Consider the following 18,966-nt stretch of genomic DNA (forward strand, 5'->3'; position numbering starts at 1 on the left):
CATGAATAAAACAGCAGTAGCCAATCAAACGGATCAACTATTAGAAGAAATCGCTGCCTATGCCGTAGACGGAGAAATTACGAGCAAAGAGGCAATTGAAACAGCAAGGTACGTCCTCATGGATACACTCGGCTGCGGGATGCTGGCGCTCAATTTTCCTGAATGCACGAAGCATCTTGGACCGATTGTACCTGGAACCGTTGTCCCTAACGGAGCAAGAGTGCCTGGCACTTCATTTGTGTTAGATCCAGTTCAAGCGGCCTTTAATATAGGATGTATGATCCGCTGGTTAGATTATAATGACACGTGGCTTGCACAGGAGTGGGGTCATCCGTCTGATAACCTAGGCGGTATTTTAGCTGTAAGTGATTATTTGAGCAGAACGCGTCTTGCAAATGGAGAAGAGCCGCTTTCGATGAATGACGTCTTGCATGCAATTGTGAAGGCACATGAAATACAAGGTGTGCTGGCTTTAGACAATTGTCTGAATCGAAATGGTTTGGATCATGTTCTCTTTGTTAAGGTAGCCACAAGTGCAGTCGTTTGTGCGATGCTTGGCGGAACAAAGGAAGACGTGCAGCATGTGCTATCACAGGCCTTTGTTGATAATTCCCCGCTCAGAACGTACCGGCACGCCCCAAACACAGGATCAAGAAAATCGTGGGCAGCAGGGGATGCCACAAGCCGCGGGGTGAGACTGGCGATGATGACACTGAAAGGAGAGATGGGCTATCAAACACCGCTAAGTGCAGAAAAGTGGGGGTTTGAAGATGTGTTAATGAAGGGAAAACCGCTCACACTTGCCCAGCCGCTCGGATCATATGTCATAGAAAATGTGCTCTTTAAAATTGCTTATCCTGCAGAATTTCATGCACAAACTGCTGCTGAAGCTGCTGTGATGCTCCATGATGCTGTAAAAGACCGGTTAGATGAGATTGACCGAATTGAGATTACGACACATGAATCAGCGATTCGAATTATTGATAAAAAAGGACCGCTTTACAACCCGGCAGATCGTGATCATTGCTTACAATATATTACAGCCATTGGGCTGATCTATGGTGAGCTGACAGCTGATCATTATGAAGAAGAAACTGCACAAAATCCCCTCATTGATCGTTTGCGTGATCAAATGGTCGTGAAAGAAGATAAACGTTACACTGAAGACTATTTAGATCCGAAAAAGAGGTCGATTGCAAACTGTGTGCAAATTTTCTTTAAAGACGGGACGATGACAGATCGAATTGAAATTGAGTATCCGCTTGGTCATCGCAGAAGAAGACAGGAAGGCATTCCGCTGCTTGAAAAAAAATGGGCGTATCATTTGAAGACAAGATTTCCACAAAAACAAGTAGAACAAATTGTGTCACTTTGCCAAAATCCAAATCAATTAAAAACAACGACAGTACCAGCATTTATGGACTTATTCGTGATATAAGGGGGAGCTAGTGTGTGGATCGTGAATGATGAGACGAGTCAAACTGACTTAGCCGCAGCTTTTAAAGAGCAAATGAACAAATCCGCTTTATTTCAAATCCCAGGCGTTCACGATGGAATGTCTGCGCTCTATGCGAAAAAAATGGGCTTTCAAGGGCTTTATTTATCTGGTGCCGCTTTTTGTGCCAGCAAAGGACTTCCTGACTTAGGCATGATTCATTCCACCGAAATGGCGGAAAAAGCAAAGGAAATCATTCGGGCTTCTCAGTTACCTCTTTTGGTCGATATGGACACTGGCTATGGCGGTGTATTAAATGCAGCAAGGGCAGCAAAGGAAATGGTGGAGAGTAAGGTGGCAGCTGTTCAAATCGAAGATCAGCAAATGCCGAAAAAATGCGGGCATTTAAACGGAAAGTCACTCGTCCCTGTAGAAGAAATGATTGCGAAAATCAAAGCCATCAAACAAGCGGCCCCAACGCTGCTCGTCATTGCTAGAACCGATGCGAAATCAGTAAACGGGATGGAGGATGTCATTCACCGGGCCAATTTATATGTAGAAGCAGGTGCGGATGCCATTTTCCCCGAGGCGCTGATCACAGCAGAAGATTTCACGCATGCTTCAAGCCATATAAAAGGACCGCTCCTTGCAAACATGACGGAGTTTGGGAAAACGCCTTATTATCATACAGACGAATTTTCCATGTTCGGCTTTCAAATGGTCATTTACCCTGTGTCCTCCCTTAGAGTCGCTGCAAAAGCGTATGAGCGTTTATTTACAGAGATCATGGAAAAGGGGACGCAGCAAGGGATGCTGGAGGACATGCAAACGAGAAAAGAACTGTATGAGACAATTCATTATGATGAATATGAAGAAATGGATCAGCATTTAGCCAAAACAATCCTGCCGGAAATCGGAAAAGAACATTCATAAAAAAAAGAAAGAGCTAAAATAAAATCATTTTAGCTCTTTCTCAACAATTCTGAAACACTTCCTAGCCGGAAGTGCTTTTTTTAAGATGATGGTGTGGATGATGAAGCCAATTTCATTTTTTCTTCAACTGTTTTCATTTTTTCTTTTACTTTTTCAGCATAAGTGAAATCACCGTAGCAATACGGATAGCGGAAGTTATCTTTGTCTCCTCCGCACGTATACACATCGGGGTTTCGTTTCACTTGCTTTTTGGAGTATTGCTTTGCCAATTTTTCGGAATGTTTCCCCCCGTTTTTTGCAACAAAATCAATATAGCCGATTCCCATATTATAGCTTTGTATAATGGTTTCCAAATCAACGCCTTTTTTCTTCCCATGCTTGTACATGGTCGAAAAATGATGGATACCTTGTTTAATGCTTTTCTGTGGGTCATTGATTTCATTTCGTTTCAAACCAAGAGATTCTGAGGACTGCATGGGATCTCCGCCTCTGCCTTTTGATTCTTGATACATCATACCGAGGATTAACGCGGTATATTGATCTAAATCTTCATCTCTTAACTCTGTTTCTACAAGCGGTTTGTAATCATCCAATCTCGACAAAACAATTGATTCCGTATCAATCGGCAGCTTTTTTAATTCCTTTTGATTAAAGGAAATGACAATAGCTGCTAATACGCAAACAAACAGAAAAATCGTGAAACAGCCTGAAATGGCAAAACATCCTGTTTTTTTCTTTTTCAAGGTCAGTTCACCCCTGTTTTGCCCCGCTTTTAAAAGGGAAGTACAGCCTTTTTATTATGCCACATCCTGCACCGGATACCAAGTGAAAACCTATCATCAATCATACCCAAACGTAAATTCAGCTCTTGTTTTCAGCCTGTAGCAGAAATAAACGAAACCGATCATGAGCCACACCATGCCAATGATTAATGCATTGGTACTGATGCTTGTTAACAGCCACATACAAAAGGCCGTTCCGCAAAGAGGAATGATTGCATATCTGAGTGTGTTTAATATCCCTCTTTGTTTCTGTTTGATGAAATAGTATGCAAAAACAGACACGTTTACAAAGGTAAATCCAATTAATGCCCCAAAGCTGATAAACGAATAAATGACTTCAAGCTCGCCAATGACTGCGGTTAAAGAGAAAACGCCAATTAATAAAATGTTGAAAACAGGGGTTTTCAATGTCGGATGAATATAACCGAAGAATCGCTTCGGTAATGATTGATCTCTTCCCATCGCATACAAGAGCCTTGCTGCACTTGCGTGTGACGATAAGGATGAAGAGATGACAGCGACCATGGTGCCAGCTAAAAAGAACGAGTGGAGAAATGCGCCGCCCACAAATTCCGCAATTTCAAGTGAAGCAGCATCAGGATGCTTGAACTGCTGAAAATTTGGAAACACCTGCTGTAAAAAATAAGAGGTGAGGGTAAACAAAACGCCTCCAATGGCGACCGTTAAGAAAATCGCAAGAGGAATCGTTCTTTTTGGCTTAATCGTTTCCTCAGACATGGTCGAAATCGCATCAAATCCAAGAAAAGAAAAACATAAAATGGTTGCCCCTGAAAAAATAAGAGTAGGATCTAAGCTCGCTGAATAAAACGGACGGGCTGACAATAATTCCCCCGTACCTGCGTTTTGCGAAAGTCCATAAATCATAAATCCAACAAATGTAACAGCAACAATGACCTGAAAGGTCACAAATAGCGCCGTAATGTTGGCTGTAAGACGTATACCGATTACATTGACAGTCGTTATGGCGATAGCAAGTATGATGATCCAAATGTAATGAGGTACATCAGGAAAGGCTGCGGTTAAATATGCACTTCCGATTGCAAAATTCACCATAGGCAAAAATAAATAATCCAGCAAGAGCGTCCAGCCTACAAGGAAGCCGACGTGAGGATGAATACTTTTTTGCGCGTATGTATATGCAGATCCTGCTTTTGGAAAAGCCTTCACCATATTCCCATAGCTAAGCGCTGTCAATAGTAATGCAAGTAAAGTAAATATATAAGCTGCAGCTACGTGGCCTTTCGTCAGCTGCGCTACGATGCCGTATGAATCAAATACGACAAGCGGGTCCATATAAGCAAGCCCGATCACAACAAGTGGAAAGACAGTCAGGCTGCGTTTTAGTCTTGGCTCTTCAGTCAATTTGCCTATCAGCTCCTCTAAAAAAATGAATAAATAATGCTCATTTTAAAAAGAATGCTACCACGTGTCAATGCTATTTGAATAAATCTTTTTCCTAAAGGTGTGTAAGCTTTGCATGCCGCACGTTTTGGTATATGATGATACATAGAATAAGTCGTGAATTGACTGACAAGAAAGGTGAAGCGAAATGAAGGAAGAACTGAATACAAATCAAGAACAGGAACGGATGGAGCTGGACGAAGAAAGTTTATTTCTTGTCTCACAAACATTTAAGGCATTGTCTGATCCGACCCGTATTCGTATTCTGCATTTGCTGTCTCAAGGAGAACATTCGGTAAATGATATAGCGGAAACACTCAACCTTATGCAATCAACCGTTTCTCATCAGCTGCGCTTTTTAAAAAACCTTCGTCTCGTAAAATCTAGACGAGCAGGGACGTCCATTTTTTACAGCCCTGAAGATCAGCATGTGATGGAAGTGCTTGAACAAATGATTCACCATGCACAGCACGATTGATAAAAAACCTTCCTACTTTCAGGGGACTGACCCCAGATAGGAAGGTTTTTATGCATGATGCATATGTGTCGATCGTTTATTTGCTTTCATCATTTGATAAGAAAAAACAATATAGTAAGCAGCTAGCAGAAAAAAGCTGAGCATGGTCAGGGCATCATCGCTTACGATATGCTGATATAATTCAACGACATCCATTTTTGTGATCGCATGTTTGGTCAGATCGACTAATTTCAATGCAAGCCTGGATAAAAACAAACATAAAATGAAGCTCTCAATCCATTTACTCGTTTTGACATAAAGCCGGCCATCTTCTGATTTCATCCGAATCGTTTGATAGGCGTGAAGAGCCAGAATGCTCCCAAAGATCATGCCAATTGCGGCATAGATAAAAATACTGTGATTTTGCCATCCTTCTGATAAGAGAATAAGGGCAGTGAAACCAAATACATACATTCTCATGAACAGATTTACCGGGCGCACAAGTTGATAGCGTCTCATTCGATTCATTCGAATGATAATCCATGTCAAAATGATGATCCCGATCATGAACAACTGCCATACGTGATGTGTCATGATGCAACCTCCTCCTGCACGGGCAGGGATGTAAATGAATGCTGGCTGTTACTTATCTTTACCATTCTTTCTTTTTTTATCAAATCAAAACCTACATTTATGAAAAAGAGGAAAAGTCATGAAAATAGATCGCATTTTGTCCATTGTGATGATACTGACGATCTATCGATCCAAAAGAAGCCCAAATCAATATTTATATTGCAGTTGATGAAAAAATAGTTGCTAAAACTAATATCATTAGTTAATATGAAACTAACGACATTAGTTTTAGGGGGAATAAGATGAGATTCACTACATTTGGTCGCTTACACCAGCTTACATTAATGCCTCGAATCTTTCCGGTAAATTGTTATGTATTTGAGGAAGAGGATGAACTCATCTTAATTGATGCAGCTTTGAAAATGGCAGCAAGCTCGATAATTGAATTTGCACATACATTAAACAAACCGATTAAACAAGTGATTCTGACTCATAGTCATATGGATCATATTGGTGCTCTAGATGAAGTGAAAAAGGCTTTTCCAGAGGCAGTCGTCTATTTGTCGAAACGAGATGCTCGTCTGTTTGCTGGTGATTTTTCCTTACTCCCTGGTGAGCCGGAGAAAAAAGTGAAAGGCAGTTTTTCAAAAAACATTCACACAAAACCAGATGTGCTTCTCGAAGAAGGGGACGAGATTGGCTCACTTACAGTCATTGCCACACCAGGACATACCCCAGGAAGCATCTCTTTATACGATGAAAAGTCGGGGGTTGTCATTGCAGGTGATGCAGTTGTGACAAAAGGTGGTTTATTTGTAACGGGAGAGTTTCGCTCCACCTTTCCATTTCCTTATTTTTCCACTTGGGATGCAGAAACAGCACTAAAAAGTGCTGAAAAATTACTGGAACTTCCCTTATCTTGTCTCGCAGCAGGACATGGTGATCTCATTATAGAGCCTAAGGCAAAGCTGCAAACCGCTATTGAAAAAAGGAAACATCAGCTACAAAAGGGAGGGCAGTAAACCATGTCTCCAAGAATGGGTATCACTCAAGACAAAATTTTTAAAACTGCTATTGAATATGTTGATGAAGAGGGCTACTCCGCTTTGACGATTGCTACATTGTCCAAACGGCTCAACATCAGACCGCCATCACTTTACAATCATGTATCTGGTCTTCATGAAATACAGGCTGCTCTTGCTGTTAAGGGGCTGACAATGCTTTGTGAGGAGGGCAAACAAGTAACGGCGGGGCTGGAAAAAGAGGACGCTGTTTTAGCATTTGCAAGACAATATGTTCAATTTGTCCGTCAGCATCCCGGTCTATATGAGGCTGCTTTTTCACATATGAATGAAAAAGAAGTCAGTATGGCTGCAGAGAACCTTGCTGATTTTGTCCAATCCATCATGTCTCGTTTTGGTGTAAAAGAAGAGGAGATGACGCATGTCGTCAGAGGTCTCAGAAGTTTACTGCATGGTTTTGGGGATATTTCAAACAAAAAGGGATTTCAACGGAAAGAACAGCTTGAAGAGAGTGTCAGCTATGCGGTCCGTCTTTATATCGCAGGTATTAAGCAGCAAGAAGATCTGTCTCATTGACAGGTCTTTTTTATGTATTGAACCGATATGATGAAGGAGGCGGAAACAGATCAAAACATTTTTTTTGCAAATAACCAATAAAGATTTGACAGTTTTGTGAAACATGGTATGCTTATTATGTGAAATAATTCACATAGAGGAGTAGAGGCAGATGAAAAGAAAGCCTGTTTATGTGGAAACAACCATTCATGCACCTATTGAAAAAGTATGGGAGTATACGCAAAATCCAAAGCTTCATGAACAATGGGATTTGCGGTTTTCGACCATTTCATTAAATGGACCAAGAGATGAACAGCCCCAATCCTTTTTATATGAAAAACATCTTGGATTCGGCATCAGTGTGACTGGGACAGGATCGTATCGAACGAGCGTGAAGGATGAGCGTCATGAAAGAGCATCCTCACTTCAATTTAAGTCGTCACATCCTTTATCTTTTATTAAAGAAGGTGGAGGGTATTGGAAATACATGAAAACAAATGATCACATTGTGTTTCAAACGCAATTTGATTATGAAACAAAAGAAGGAAAAGGGTGGAAATGGGCAGACCGGTTCTTTTTTCGTCCAATGATGGGTTTTATGACGGCCTTTAGCTTTGGCGCATTAAAGACGTGGCTTGAAAAGGGCACACATCCCCGTTTGCTGCTTGAGAGAACACTTGCCCATTATGGCATTTGTTTGCTGTTTGCTGTCGTCTGGTTATGTCAGGCGATGATTCCCTTTTCACCTTCTGCTTTTGATCATAGCACCGGATTTCGATTGTTTTATGCACTATTAGGCGTATCATGGCTCATGCCTAAGCTGCCAAAGAAATATATATTCATCCTTCAAAGCATCTTTCTGCTCATAATGCTTAGTATAGGGATTTTATCACCAAAAACGACTCTGCATGAGCCGCTTGTGCTGAGTGCATTTTTCATCTTGTCCGTTGCAGGAATGATTAATTTAAAAGATTGTGTAGATGTGTTTTCGATCAAACGAAAAAGGGGAGCTAGACATGGTCGTTCATCATTATCAAGTAAAGGACTACGATAAGCTGCATCCAAAATTAAAAGAACGTTATAACCGTGCATTTACGGCCGAAGGCATCATGGAGGAAATAGGTGGCGGAACGAAGCTCATTCGATTGTTGTTTAAAATCGGTCCATTGTTTCGCTGCTTTTTTCCTGAAAGAGGTCAAAATATTCCCTTCCAAATCGTGAACAAGCCTTTTACGACAAGTAAAGGAGAAGAAGGAATGCACTGGTTTCGTACGTTCTATTTCCCAAAGAAGGAAAGACATTTTGATGCAGATATGATCATTGATCAGAAGAGTCATCAAGTACTGGACTACTTTGGAAAACCTAGGCTTCTGATGTCAGAGCTTCATTTTACAGTCACGGAAAAAGGGTTCTTGCACATTCAATCAGGTAAGCAAAAGTTTTTGATGTTAGGGCGGGAGTGGCCGCTGCCTTCATGGCTTTACGGTGTATCTGATGTAACGGAAGGTTACGATGAGCGTGCAGGTGAGTATACCATTGATGTCCAAGTGAAAAATCGCCTTTTTGGCACTCTTTTTACATACAAGGGCCGGTTTACAGAAAGGGTGTCATCTCATGAATAAATGGCATTTGACGTCTAGCATCATTTTGATGTCTTGCTTTCTCGTTATCCGTTTAACGACAGCCCCCATAGCAGAATTCTTTGTCCTCGTTGCGATTTTGTTTTTTCTTCCCGCGTTCTTACACTTTTTCTATCAGGAAGAGAAGAAACGGCAGCAGGAGTGGCTGATTTACTTCATAATGAAAGCCTTCCCAGCAGCAGCGCTATGTGCAACAGGTGCATTCATCTATCATTCCCTTTGGCTCGCATTGGGATGGCTTTTCTATACAATGATTCTGGCTTTATTTGGTTTCATCCGCTTCTTGAAAAGAGGAATCCATCCGCTTCATGAGCTGATGATAGATGGCGCATTGATGTATATCGCTTTAGGCGGGCTTTGGTTCTGGCTGTACACAGCAGATATACAAGTGATGACATTTTCACCGATGATTGTTCTTTTGACCGCTATTCATTTTCATTACTCCGCTTTTTTTATCCCCATCTTTTATGGATTATTAGGGAGGCAGCGGAAAGAAGAGACGATTCTATACAAAATAGGCGGTTGGTTGATTTTACTGTCACCTATGATGATTGCTGTTGGAATCAGTTATTCTCGCCTGTTTGATACGTTCAGTGTCATTCTTTATGTGATCGCACTTTATTTGTATGGAATTCTGTGTATGAAAACAAGGTTTCGTTCAACTGCCGCAAAGGGGCTCGTTGTGTTTTCTAGCATCATCTTAATGGGAACCATCGCCTTATCATTACTATATTCTGCTGGTATGCTTTTACGTGTTACCTACATAAGCATCGATCAAATGATTTGGTTTCATGGCAGTATCAATGCAAGTATGGTGATTTTACCAGGTCTCATAGGGTGGCTGATTGAAAGGCCAGCTGATCGATTGAAACAGAAGGATTTTCCGGTTTCGAGAGTTCACGGTCGCTTTCAGTTCATGTCTTTTCAAAATCAACACATGCAGCATGACGAGAAGATCGGTTTAGTAGATTCTCTTGACCAATTAAATGGAGAGACGTTTTCAGCAGAGAGTGTGTCACCTGTTATTCGCAGATTTTATGAGGATCCGATGTCATTTACGTTAAAAGCAGCCGTCTGTTTTCACTGGTGGGTGAGGCCATTTGTCTATTTGCTTCAACCTGTTTTTAGACGACTAGGACAGCTTTATTTAGGGTTATCACGAAAGCCATATGAAATGCCGGGGAGTCTTTTAAAATTTCAACATCCTCTTGAGGAAAGGGAAAATGTACGTGCGTGGATCAGACGCAATGAGAAAGGCGAGCAAGTCTTTTATGCGCTTTATGCCCAGCACCATGATGAAGAGACGGTCTATATGAATATTGCTTTGCCGCTTCCATTTTCTCAGCTTACTGCTATTTTAAAACCTTTTAATGAACAGGAAGACTTTTTGTTAAAAAGTAAAAGTCCAAAAGGCAGTACTGGTCATGAAGGATTGTATGTGCATACGCCTTTCATCACCATGAAACTGCCAATGGAAGAAAGCTTTCACATGAAACCGGGGACGGAAAATAGTCTCACAGCATTGCATCAAATGAAGCTGTTTGGCATTCCTTTTTTAACCATTCAGTATCATATCGACAGTGACAGTCATTCATCTTAGTCAATGATGTCACATGGTTCACCGTGACGAATGATATTGACAATCGCTTGTCCATCACTTGGATGATGATCTGCATACTGTACTGGCAGTAAAGCAAAAAAGACATAGTAGACTGAGAAGTAAGCAAATTGATAGAAAAATTGATGCTCTGGCAGGACATCATTGGCGATCATTGTATTCAGTATGAGAACACTGAGCAGGTTGCATAATGATCCGCCTAAGTAGACAAGAATGTGTGAGAAACGGTTATTTTTCCTCATTTCTTCATAATGGCAAAATGCATCTAGAAAATAGATTCTTCGAATTTCAACTACGCCTATTTTCAATACTTTTTTGCCGCGGCCAAGTGCAAAAGAAACCTTTGCCCCAAACATCCATGCGACCAAAATATGACCTAACTGATGCAAGATGGCCACGATAGGAAGAATGACGAAAAATGACCAGCAAAACGTCCACATATCCGATAATGTAAACAAGTGTTACCCCTCCCTGAAATATTCGAGAGGAAGCAGTAGGATTATTTGCCATTTTACAGAATTCATTTTCAGGATGCAAACATTTAATAGATCACGATAACTTTATTATGTAAACTAAAAGGCGACTGCGGATTTTTCCCCTTCCTTTTCAAAGAGGTGACTGTGCTACAATGGAGAAATCAGCGAGAGATACAAGGGCAGCTAACAGAAGAATGGATCAATGAAAAGGAGAGGTTCATATGGCAGATATTGAACAGTTTTTGGCTTTAGACATTCGTGTTGGGACGATATTAGAAGCAGAATTCTTTGCAGAAGCAAGAGTACCTGCTTTGAAACTAAAGATTGATTTTGGCGATGAGATTGGGATCAAACAATCCAGCGCTCAGCTCACAAAACGTTATACTGCTGAGAATCTCACCGGGAAACAAATTGTGGCAGTCGTCAATTTCCCGCCAAGAAGAATTGCTGGGTTTAAATCTGAAGTGCTAGTCTTAGGAGGCATGCCGTCGAAAGAAGACGTGGTCTTGCTTACCGCAGATGAGCCGGTTGCAAATGGAACAAAAATAGGGTAAGAAAAAAGACATCTTCAACAGAAGATGTCTTTTGCGTATTGAGGCGGAATAACCACACGCCACATTCGTGTGTGTCTCAAAGAGACGTGTTACCCGGCTTACACAATTCAGCTCATCGCTTGATTAATATAGCATGGGACCAGCCTAAATGCAACCATTAATTGATTTCTCTTTTATTTTGGAAGAAGAGAAGCGCTTATGTATATTCTGATATAAAGAAACATGACAGGATATGAATGAGTGGCTCGCGTATGCGGGATAAGCCGAAAGGGAAATAGGTTCAGCTTCATTTTTGCAACAAATGAAAAGAAGCGATATAAAACAATCAGTCACCGAAAGAGCTTCGGTAACCGGCTGTTTTATAAAGTGGTGTTGATCCCAGTCTTAAAAACGGGGATCAGTCCGCGAGGCTGTTGGCTTTATTTATGATAATTTTTCAACCTCAACTCTGCCAGAAAAGAACGTCGCTCCACCGCCCATATCTGCCAAACGATCAGGTGTGAGACCATTTACCAAATGTTTTTTGCCTTTCTGATCTGCCCATAATCCTTGACTGACCACAACGCCAGGTAACACATTTTGACCGACTGACACGACAAGTTCACATTCTCCTCGATCATTGAGCACACGTACCATGTCACCATCTTCAATCTGTCTCTCTTTTGCATCTTGTTCATTCATATGAAGCTTCGGAAATTTTTCAAGCTTTTGATGCTTTTCGTGAAGAGAGAAGGTGGAATTTAGAAAATTATGATTTGGTCCCGGTATAAACGTCAGCGGATAATCACTTTCCTGATAAAGTGGTACATAGGTTGGAAGTGCTGGATATCCATCTTTTTTCATTTGTTCAGAGTAAAGCTCAATTTTCCCGCTTGGGGTAGGGAGCTTTAATTCCTCGAAAGATCCACGTTTTGCTTTGATCCATTTTTTCTCTTTCAGCGCCTGATATGAAATATCTGCATAATGCGGATTTTCTGGATGATGAAGGGCTTGTTCCATCAGTTCAGCATCTGTCTCGCGAAACGCTTCATCTTCAAAGCCCATGGCCTGAGCTAATAGACGAAATACTTCCGTGTTTGATTTGCTTTCTCCATAGCGTTCAATGACTGGCTCTTGAATTTGAATATAATGATGCCAGTATGAAGTATAGAAATCCTCATTTTCAAAGGCAGATGTCGCTGGCAGTACAATATCTGCATAAGCCGCTGTCTCTGTCATGAATAGATCATGAACCACCGTAAATAGGTCTTCTCTCAGCAAACCTTCTCTTACTTTATTCGCTTCAGGTGTGACAACAGCTGGGTTGCATGAGTAGACAAAAAGAGAATCAATGGAAGGCTCTGCGCTGGTCAGCACGCTACCTAGCTGATTCATATTAAATGATCTAGGTGTACGGCCTTTTAATAGATCCGGCCGCTGAAGAGCTGTTTCATTATAACTGAGAAAAGAAGAGTTCGATTTCATCGCACCGCCGCCTTTATGCAGCCATTGCCCCGTCAAGGCAGGGAGGCAGGAGATGGTTCTTATACTCATCCCGCCATTATCATGATGCTGAAGTCCATTTCCAATACGAATGAGAGATGGCGATGTCTCTGCATACATTCTCGCAAGTGTGATGATGTCTTCTTTAGGGACACCTGTGATCTGTTCAACGGTTTTTGGATCATACTGCTTTACATGCTCGCGAAGTTCATTGTGGCCGACCGTGTAAGTTTCTAAAAATGAATGATCTGTGCGATTTTCTGCAAAAAGGATATGCATGATCCCTAGAGCCAGCGCACTGTCAGTGCCAGGGCGAAGCGGAATGAACCAATCAGCCATTCGACCAGTTTGGTTTTTGTGAACATCGATGACGACAATCTTTGCTCCTTGCTTTCTCGCTTTTTGTGCCAAGGTGATTTGATGCATATTGGTCGACACGGCATTGATGCCCCAAAAAATAAATAGTTTCGTATGAATGGTGTCTTCTGGATCGGTCCCGATGCTTGCGCCCATTGTATATTTATAGCCAGTGGTTCCTGCTGACTGACAGATCGTTCGGTCTAGCTGACTTGAGCCAAGACGATAGAAAAAGCGGCGGTCCATTCCCTCAGCATTGAGATTGCCCATATTCCCATAGAAGCTGTAAGGCAAAATGCTTTCCGGACCTTTTTCTTCGATCAGCTTTGTCCATTTTTGCCGGATGGTTTCAATGGCTTCTTTCCACGTAATCGGTGCAAACTGCCCGTCCCCTTTTTTACCTACACGTTTTAATGGCGTTGTCAGCCGTTTTTCATCATATAAGCGGGCTGTGACATTCCGCACTTTATTGCATATGTTTCCTTGAGTGACTGGATGGTCTGGATCTCCTTGAACTTTGACGATCTTTCCATTTTCTTTATGTATTAAAAGACCGCATTGATCAGGACAATCTAACGAACAAACTGATTTGAATATTCCGTCTTTCATAGCTGTATAATCGGTCATAAGTTTTGGCTTCCTTTCCGAATTCCGTGATCACGTTGATATGGACTTTATTTTAGCATGTTCGGAGCAGGAAGGTAAGAATAAGCTGATGAAAAAAGCCCCATATCAAAGGGACTTTTAAAAACGGGTGACCTGTACAGGAAATTCTTTTACCCCAAAAACAAACGTGCTTTGAATGGGTTTCAGCTTATCTGCCGCACAGGTGATCTCTTGAAATGTATTGAGTAAAATCTCAAGTGCAATATGACTCTCAAGCCGGGCGAGAGGTGCACCAAGACAAAAATGAATACCAAAACCAAAACTCATATGCGGATTGGATTTCCGGTCAAGACGAAACGTATCTGGATCTTCAAATTTCCGTTCATCGCGGTTCGCAGAGGCAACCCAGTTGATGAGATAGTCTCCTTTTTTAATGTGTGAACCTGCGATCTCAATATCCTCTGCTGCAATTCTCCCAATCGCTTGTACAGGCGGATAATAGCGCAGTGTTTCCTCTGTCAATTGAGGAATGAGAGAGGGATCTTGCCGGACTGATTCTGCAATGTGCGGCTGCTCTGTTAGCAGTCGTACTGCATTTGTGATTAAATTCGTCGTCGTCTCATTACCAGCAACGAGTAAGAGAATACAAAAGCCAAGCAGCTCATTTTCTGTTAAATGTTCCCCATCAATTTCCGCTTGGATGAGAAGGGAGATTAAATCATCGGCAGGCGTTTCTTTCCGCTTTTGGATCAAATGCGTAAAGTACTCTGACAGTTCTTCTTCTGCTTGTTTTTGCATCTCTACAACGGCTTGAATGGCTTCTTTTGAATCATCCTTTGCTCCTGCAACAAGGGCATCTGAATGTTTCTTAATCAGCTCTCGGTCTTCCACCTCTGCACCAAGAAGCTCGGCGATGATCATGACAGGCAGGGGAGCTGCTAGGTCCTGAACAAGATCAAAGGTACGTTGATCCTTTACTTGATTTAATAAATCATGTGTCAGGTCTTTAATCTGATCTTCTAATTGTTTGATCGCTTTTGGCGTGAATGCTTTATTGACGAGTGCTCTCATTTTTGTATGTTTTGGAGGGTCCATTGTTAAAATACTCGTTTTAGATGTGCTTCTGCCCCGCTGTGATGAAAACACTTTTGGCTGCTTCAAAACGGACTGAATGTCCGCATACCGAAAGAGATCCCAGCACTTTCTTCTTTCATCGTATCGAATATCACCTTGCGATCGTAATTCATTGTAGATAGGGAATGGGAAAAGAAGGTCATCAGTGGAACGGATTTCTTTCATTGGAATGACATTGACATAGTTTTTTTTCACTTTCATTATGAACACTCCTTTTTCGCTTGATTTCCCTTTCACGGTATCATCACGAAAAGCGCATTTCAACGGACATGTTTTCTAAAATATGTCAATAGTCTAATCGAAAGATTCTTACCCATTCATCGCATAGGAAATGAGACAGTCAATAAAAATGATAACGTTTTCTTAAAAATAGAATTGAAGTCACCGAAACCAAAAATAAAATGGTGAATTCAGTCGAACGAAAGGGTACTTTGATTCAAATACGTATAGTTCTTTTGATCTAAATTACTGATTCGGAAAAACAGAGCTGACATACATACAGCAAGCTGTTCAGCGTGCATTCGGGACTTTTGAAAAGCGCCGGCTCTTTCTTGACACGATTTCTCATCATGTTACGATAACTAACGTGCGAAAAACACGAACAAAAAGCGAACAAGGGAGAGGATCAATATCATTGATCAAAAGAAAGTTGCTTTCATTGGAGCAGGTTCGATGGCGGAAGGAATGATTGCAGGTATTGTGCGATCAGAACAGATGCCGTTAGGCCATATTTACGCAACAAACAGGCAAAATAAGCAGCGATTAAATGAATTAACGAAGCGCTACGGAATCCAAACAGCCACAATGGATTCATTTCCTTTTGAAGAAATGGATATGTTGATCCTGGCAATGAAGCCGAAGGATGCTGAAACAGCACTTGAATCATTAAAACCCCATATTCAGAGAGATCAGCTCATCCTGTCTGTACTTGCAGGAGTGAAATCATCGTATATTGAAGACATGCTGCATGAAGGCCAGCCTGTCATGAGGGTGATGCCAAATACGTCAAGTACCATCGGGGCATCAGCAACGGCATTATCTGCTGGACGTTATGTAAAAAGTGAAGATGTGAGCATGAGTCAGGCTCTTCTATCTGAAATGGGAGAAGTCTATACCATTCAGGAAGAGCAAATGGACATTTTTACAGGAATTGCCGGAAGCGGGCCAGCCTACTTTTATTTCTTAATGGAAAGAATCGAAGAAGCGGGAGAAGAAGCCGGTTTATCAAAAGAAATGTCTCGCCAAATCGGGACACAGACACTTCTTGGTGCAGCGAAGATGCTCCAAGAAACAGCTGAAAACCCTTCTGTCCTTAGAGAAAAAATTACGTCACCAAATGGAACAACTGCTGCAGGACTAAATGCATTAGATCATTTCGGCGGAGGAGAAGCCATGAAGCAGGCCGTCAAACATGCCGCCAATCGATCAAAAGAGATAAGCGAACAGCAAAAACAAAAAGTAACGATATAAATAGAGCCTCAAAACAGGAGTGATAAGGTGTACGCAGATAAAGAGAGAAAACGAATTGTTGTCAAAATCGGAAGCAGCTCTCTTACTAGCTTTCAAGGGGAGATCAGTTTAAAAAAACTAGAAAATCTCGTGAATCAAATTGTCAAACTCAAAGATGAAGGACACGAAGTCATTTTGGTTTCTTCTGGTGCAGTTGCAGCAGGTTACCGAAAGCTAGGATTTATTGATAGACCCAAAACACTGCCAGAAAAACAGGCGTCTGCCTCAATAGGTCAGGGACTTTTAATGGAATCATATTCTACATTATTTTTATCGCACGGCTATATTGCTTCACAGCTCTTAATTACAAGAAGCGATTTTTCAGATGAAACCCGGTATCAAAATGTGCGAAATACGATGAATGTATTATTAGATCGGGGCATCATCCCCATTATCAATGAAAATGATACCGTGACAATCAATCGCTTGAAGTTCGGAGATAATGATACATTGTCTGCAAAAGTAGCTGGACTGATTGATGCGGATTTCCTTGCTATTTTATCTGATATTGACGGCTTGTATGAAGATAATCCTCATACAAACCCAAATGCAAAGAGAATTCTTGAAGTCACAGAAATTACAGAAGACATCGAAGCAGCTGCTGGAGATGCCGGAAGCAGCGTTGGCACAGGCGGAATGAAATCGAAGCTCGACGCCTTTAAAATTTCAATGGCAGCAGGTATCAACGGCTTTTTAGGAAAAGCGGATACGCCGCACATTTTAGATAAAGCAATCAATGGGACAGAGGACGGCACTTATTTTACAGCTGATAAAAACCTAGCTCCGCTGAATTATAAGAAGCAGTGGATTGCTTTTCATTCTGGACCAAAAGGTGAGATCGTGGTTCAAGAGAAAACAGAGGAGCACCTCATGCACCGCGAGAAAAGCCTTGAATCTGATGGCATTGTCGAGGTAAAAGGTTCGTTTAAAAAAGGCGATGTTGTCCGTATTTTAGATCAAGATAGAAGAGAAATTGGGCTCGGCATTGTCAATTATGCGTCTGACGAACTCGCACTGAGCAGTGATTTGTTACAAGATGAAGTGGTGCATGTCGTCGATCTTGAAGCATTTGTTTGTCATTTAGATTTATCAATACCAGTTTGCTAACCATAAGGGAGGAATTTCATGACACTGACAGCTGAAGTTGTCACATCGGTCAAAGAAAAAGCGAAAAAAGCAAAGCACGTATCAAAAAAACTAGGGTTACTTCAAACAGAGGAAAAGAATGAGGCGTTGCTTAAAATAGCAGAAGCATTAGAACAGAAAAGCAGCTTCATTTTACAGGAAAATCAAAAGGATTTAGATGCAGGAAAAGAAAAGGGCTTCTCAGATGCCTTAATGGATCGTTTAATGTTAAATGAAAAAAGAATTCATGAGTTTGCTGAAAGTTTGCGGCTTGTGACGAGATTAACAGATCCTGTTGGAGAAATATTGGATGAATGGACTCTTAAAAATGGCTTACATGTGAAAAGCCGAAGAGTACCGCTCGGCGTGATCGGTATGATCTATGAAGCGAGACCGAATGTCACTGTCGATGCAGCAGGACTTGCTTTAAAAGCAGGCAACTCAGTGATTTTAAAAGGCGGTTCCTCCGCTATTTCTTCCAACAAAGCGATCGTAAGCGTCATTCATGAAGCCTTGGATGAAACAAAGATTCCTCGTGATGCGGTACAGTTTATCGAACAAACAGACCGCTCATCGGTTCAAGCGATGTTCCACTTAAAGGAATGGATCGATGTCCTGATTCCGCGAGGCGGTGCGTCATTAATTCAAACAGTTGTGGAAGAATCCACCATTCCAGTCCTTGAAACAGGAACAGGGAACTGCCATGTCTTTATTGATCAAACAGCGAACTTGAAGAAAGCCATTGAGATTGTGATCAATGCGAAAACGAATCGCCCAGCTGTTTGTAATGCACTTGAGACCTTGATCGTTCATCGCGATTGGCTGAAAGAGAATGGAGCTAAATTGAATGAAGCACTGCTTCAGCATCATGTGACAGTACATGGCGATCAAGAAGCACAAGCCTTCTTTTCAAATGCGGTTCCTGCTGAAGAAGTGGACTTTACAGATGAGTATTTAAGTCTTGATCTTGCGGTGAAAGTCGTTGATTCTATTGAGGACGCAATTTGCCATATTGATCAGTACGGCACAAAACATTCAGAGGCCATCGTAACAGAGGATGAAAAAAACGCACTGACGTTTCTAAACGAAGTCGATGCGGCCGCTGTTTATCATAACGCATCCACTCGCTTTACAGATGGCGGCGCACTCGGATATGGGGCTGAAATTGGCATCTCTACTCAAAAGTTACATGCAAGAGGACCAATGGGACTTCCTGCACTCACAACAACAAAGCTGCTTCTATCTGGTGATGGTCAAATTAGAAACTGAGAACGAATGCTAAAAAC

General features: G+C 41.5%; 18 protein-coding genes. 12 read left to right on the top strand and 6 right to left on the bottom strand.

Annotation, left to right across the window (positions count from 1 at the left end):
* Position 1: 1 nt before the first annotated feature.
* Both GPA07_RS10300 and prpB read left to right on the top strand, forming a co-directional pair.
* Positions 2-1,438, top strand: a complete 1,437-nt coding sequence (locus GPA07_RS10300; protein ID WP_157292489.1) for a bifunctional 2-methylcitrate dehydratase/aconitate hydratase — start codon at positions 2-4, stop codon at positions 1,436-1,438.
* 12 nt (positions 1,439-1,450) lie between these two features.
* Entirely contained in the window at positions 1,451-2,368 is a 918-nt protein-coding gene (gene prpB, locus GPA07_RS10305; RefSeq protein WP_157292490.1) for a methylisocitrate lyase, read from the top strand.
* 80 nt (positions 2,369-2,448) lie between these two features.
* Here prpB and GPA07_RS10310 read toward each other — a convergent pair whose 3' ends face one another.
* Entirely contained in the window at positions 2,449-3,111 is a 663-nt protein-coding gene (locus tag GPA07_RS10310; RefSeq protein ID WP_008357335.1) for a lysozyme family protein, read from the bottom strand.
* 96 nt (positions 3,112-3,207) lie between these two features.
* Positions 3,208-4,533, bottom strand: a complete 1,326-nt coding sequence (locus tag GPA07_RS10315) for an APC family permease (protein WP_008357334.1) — start codon at positions 4,531-4,533, stop codon at positions 3,208-3,210.
* A 187-nt stretch (positions 4,534-4,720) separates the two neighbouring features.
* On the opposite strand from GPA07_RS10315, the gene czrA reads away from it, so the two are divergent.
* Entirely contained in the window at positions 4,721-5,050 is a 330-nt protein-coding gene (gene czrA / locus GPA07_RS10320) for a Zn(II)-responsive metalloregulatory transcriptional repressor CzrA (RefSeq protein ID WP_007500691.1), read from the top strand.
* Between the two features lie 48 nt (positions 5,051-5,098).
* On the opposite strand, the gene GPA07_RS10325 is transcribed toward czrA, so the two are convergent.
* A complete protein-coding gene (locus tag GPA07_RS10325; protein ID WP_008357331.1) occupies positions 5,099-5,623 on the bottom strand; it encodes a CcdC protein domain-containing protein in 525 nt (174 codons plus the stop codon).
* A 281-nt stretch (positions 5,624-5,904) separates the two neighbouring features.
* On the opposite strand from GPA07_RS10325, the gene GPA07_RS10335 reads away from it, so the two are divergent.
* The 5 genes from GPA07_RS10335 (at position 5,905) to GPA07_RS10355 (ending at position 10,419) form a co-directional block, all read left to right on the top strand.
* Positions 5,905-6,624: an MBL fold metallo-hydrolase gene (locus GPA07_RS10335; RefSeq protein WP_157292491.1), complete on the top strand. Its 720-nt coding sequence runs from the start codon at positions 5,905-5,907 to the stop codon at positions 6,622-6,624.
* A gap of 3 nt (positions 6,625-6,627) precedes the next feature.
* Positions 6,628-7,200, top strand: coding sequence for a TetR/AcrR family transcriptional regulator (locus GPA07_RS10340; RefSeq protein WP_008357327.1), 573 nt, complete (start codon positions 6,628-6,630; stop codon positions 7,198-7,200).
* Positions 7,201-7,351: 151 nt separating this feature from the next.
* Positions 7,352-8,233 (top strand): hypothetical protein, encoded by an 882-nt coding sequence (locus tag GPA07_RS10345; protein WP_008357325.1) that lies wholly within the window; start codon positions 7,352-7,354, stop codon positions 8,231-8,233.
* Positions 8,196-8,801, top strand: a complete 606-nt coding sequence (locus GPA07_RS10350) for a DUF4166 domain-containing protein (protein ID WP_157292492.1) — start codon at positions 8,196-8,198, stop codon at positions 8,799-8,801. Before GPA07_RS10345 ends, GPA07_RS10350 begins: the two co-directional genes overlap by 38 nt.
* Positions 8,794-10,419, top strand: coding sequence for a YndJ family protein (locus GPA07_RS10355; protein WP_157292493.1), 1,626 nt, complete (start codon positions 8,794-8,796; stop codon positions 10,417-10,419). Before GPA07_RS10350 ends, GPA07_RS10355 begins: the two co-directional genes overlap by 8 nt.
* Here the strand turns inward: GPA07_RS10355 and GPA07_RS10360 are convergent.
* A complete protein-coding gene (locus GPA07_RS10360) occupies positions 10,416-10,895 on the bottom strand; it encodes a site-2 protease family protein (protein WP_008357319.1) in 480 nt (159 codons plus the stop codon). The two genes, GPA07_RS10355 and GPA07_RS10360, sit on opposite strands and share 4 nt — an antisense overlap.
* Before the next feature lie 239 nt (positions 10,896-11,134).
* Between GPA07_RS10360 and csaA the strand changes: the two genes are divergently transcribed.
* Positions 11,135-11,467 (top strand): chaperone CsaA, encoded by a 333-nt coding sequence (gene csaA, locus GPA07_RS10365; protein ID WP_008357318.1) that lies wholly within the window; start codon positions 11,135-11,137, stop codon positions 11,465-11,467.
* A 423-nt stretch (positions 11,468-11,890) separates the two neighbouring features.
* Here csaA and GPA07_RS10370 read toward each other — a convergent pair whose 3' ends face one another.
* Both GPA07_RS10370 and GPA07_RS10375 read right to left on the bottom strand, forming a co-directional pair.
* Complete coding sequence (locus GPA07_RS10370) at positions 11,891-13,933, bottom strand: molybdopterin oxidoreductase family protein (protein WP_071169078.1); 2,043 nt, start codon at positions 13,931-13,933, stop codon at positions 11,891-11,893.
* Positions 13,934-14,050: 117 nt separating this feature from the next.
* Entirely contained in the window at positions 14,051-15,247 is a 1,197-nt protein-coding gene (locus GPA07_RS10375) for a cytochrome P450 (protein ID WP_157292494.1), read from the bottom strand.
* Positions 15,248-15,718: 471 nt separating this feature from the next.
* Between GPA07_RS10375 and proC the strand changes: the two genes are divergently transcribed.
* From proC to GPA07_RS10390, 3 genes are read left to right on the top strand one after another with little or no spacing between them, the layout of a single operon-like run.
* Entirely contained in the window at positions 15,719-16,516 is a 798-nt protein-coding gene (proC, locus tag GPA07_RS10380; protein ID WP_008357313.1) for a pyrroline-5-carboxylate reductase, read from the top strand.
* A 27-nt stretch (positions 16,517-16,543) separates the two neighbouring features.
* A complete protein-coding gene (proB, locus tag GPA07_RS10385) occupies positions 16,544-17,662 on the top strand; it encodes a glutamate 5-kinase (protein WP_008357312.1) in 1,119 nt (372 codons plus the stop codon).
* Between the two features lie 18 nt (positions 17,663-17,680).
* Positions 17,681-18,949, top strand: a complete 1,269-nt coding sequence (locus GPA07_RS10390) for a glutamate-5-semialdehyde dehydrogenase (RefSeq protein WP_157292495.1) — start codon at positions 17,681-17,683, stop codon at positions 18,947-18,949.
* Positions 18,950-18,966: the final 17 nt, after the last annotated feature.

Source organism: Bacillus sp. ms-22, from assembly GCF_009759805.1.
GTDB lineage: Bacteria > Bacillota > Bacilli > Bacillales > Bacillaceae > Bacillus > Bacillus xiamenensis.

What these genes read in the sequence shown, in the direction of transcription:
- GPA07_RS10300 (WP_157292489.1), top strand. Translation starts at nt 2, where the DNA reads ATGAATAAAACAGCAGTAGCCAATCAAACGGATCAACTATTAGAAGAA.
- czrA (WP_007500691.1), top strand. Translation starts at nt 4,721, where the DNA reads ATGAAGGAAGAACTGAATACAAATCAAGAACAGGAACGGATGGAGCTG.
- GPA07_RS10325 (WP_008357331.1), bottom strand. Translation starts at nt 5,623, where the DNA reads ATGACACATCACGTATGGCAGTTGTTCATGATCGGGATCATCATTTTG.
- GPA07_RS10335 (WP_157292491.1), top strand. Translation starts at nt 5,905, where the DNA reads ATGAGATTCACTACATTTGGTCGCTTACACCAGCTTACATTAATGCCT.
- GPA07_RS10340 (WP_008357327.1), top strand. Translation starts at nt 6,628, where the DNA reads ATGTCTCCAAGAATGGGTATCACTCAAGACAAAATTTTTAAAACTGCT.
- GPA07_RS10345 (WP_008357325.1), top strand. Translation starts at nt 7,352, where the DNA reads ATGAAAAGAAAGCCTGTTTATGTGGAAACAACCATTCATGCACCTATT.
- GPA07_RS10350 (WP_157292492.1), top strand. Translation starts at nt 8,196, where the DNA reads ATGGTCGTTCATCATTATCAAGTAAAGGACTACGATAAGCTGCATCCA.
- GPA07_RS10355 (WP_157292493.1), top strand. Translation starts at nt 8,794, where the DNA reads ATGAATAAATGGCATTTGACGTCTAGCATCATTTTGATGTCTTGCTTT.
- csaA (WP_008357318.1), top strand. Translation starts at nt 11,135, where the DNA reads ATGGCAGATATTGAACAGTTTTTGGCTTTAGACATTCGTGTTGGGACG.
- GPA07_RS10370 (WP_071169078.1), bottom strand. Translation starts at nt 13,933, where the DNA reads ATGACCGATTATACAGCTATGAAAGACGGAATATTCAAATCAGTTTGT.
- GPA07_RS10375 (WP_157292494.1), bottom strand. Translation starts at nt 15,247, where the DNA reads ATGAAAGTGAAAAAAAACTATGTCAATGTCATTCCAATGAAAGAAATC.
- proC (WP_008357313.1), top strand. Translation starts at nt 15,719, where the DNA reads ATGGCGGAAGGAATGATTGCAGGTATTGTGCGATCAGAACAGATGCCG.
- GPA07_RS10390 (WP_157292495.1), top strand. Translation starts at nt 17,681, where the DNA reads ATGACACTGACAGCTGAAGTTGTCACATCGGTCAAAGAAAAAGCGAAA.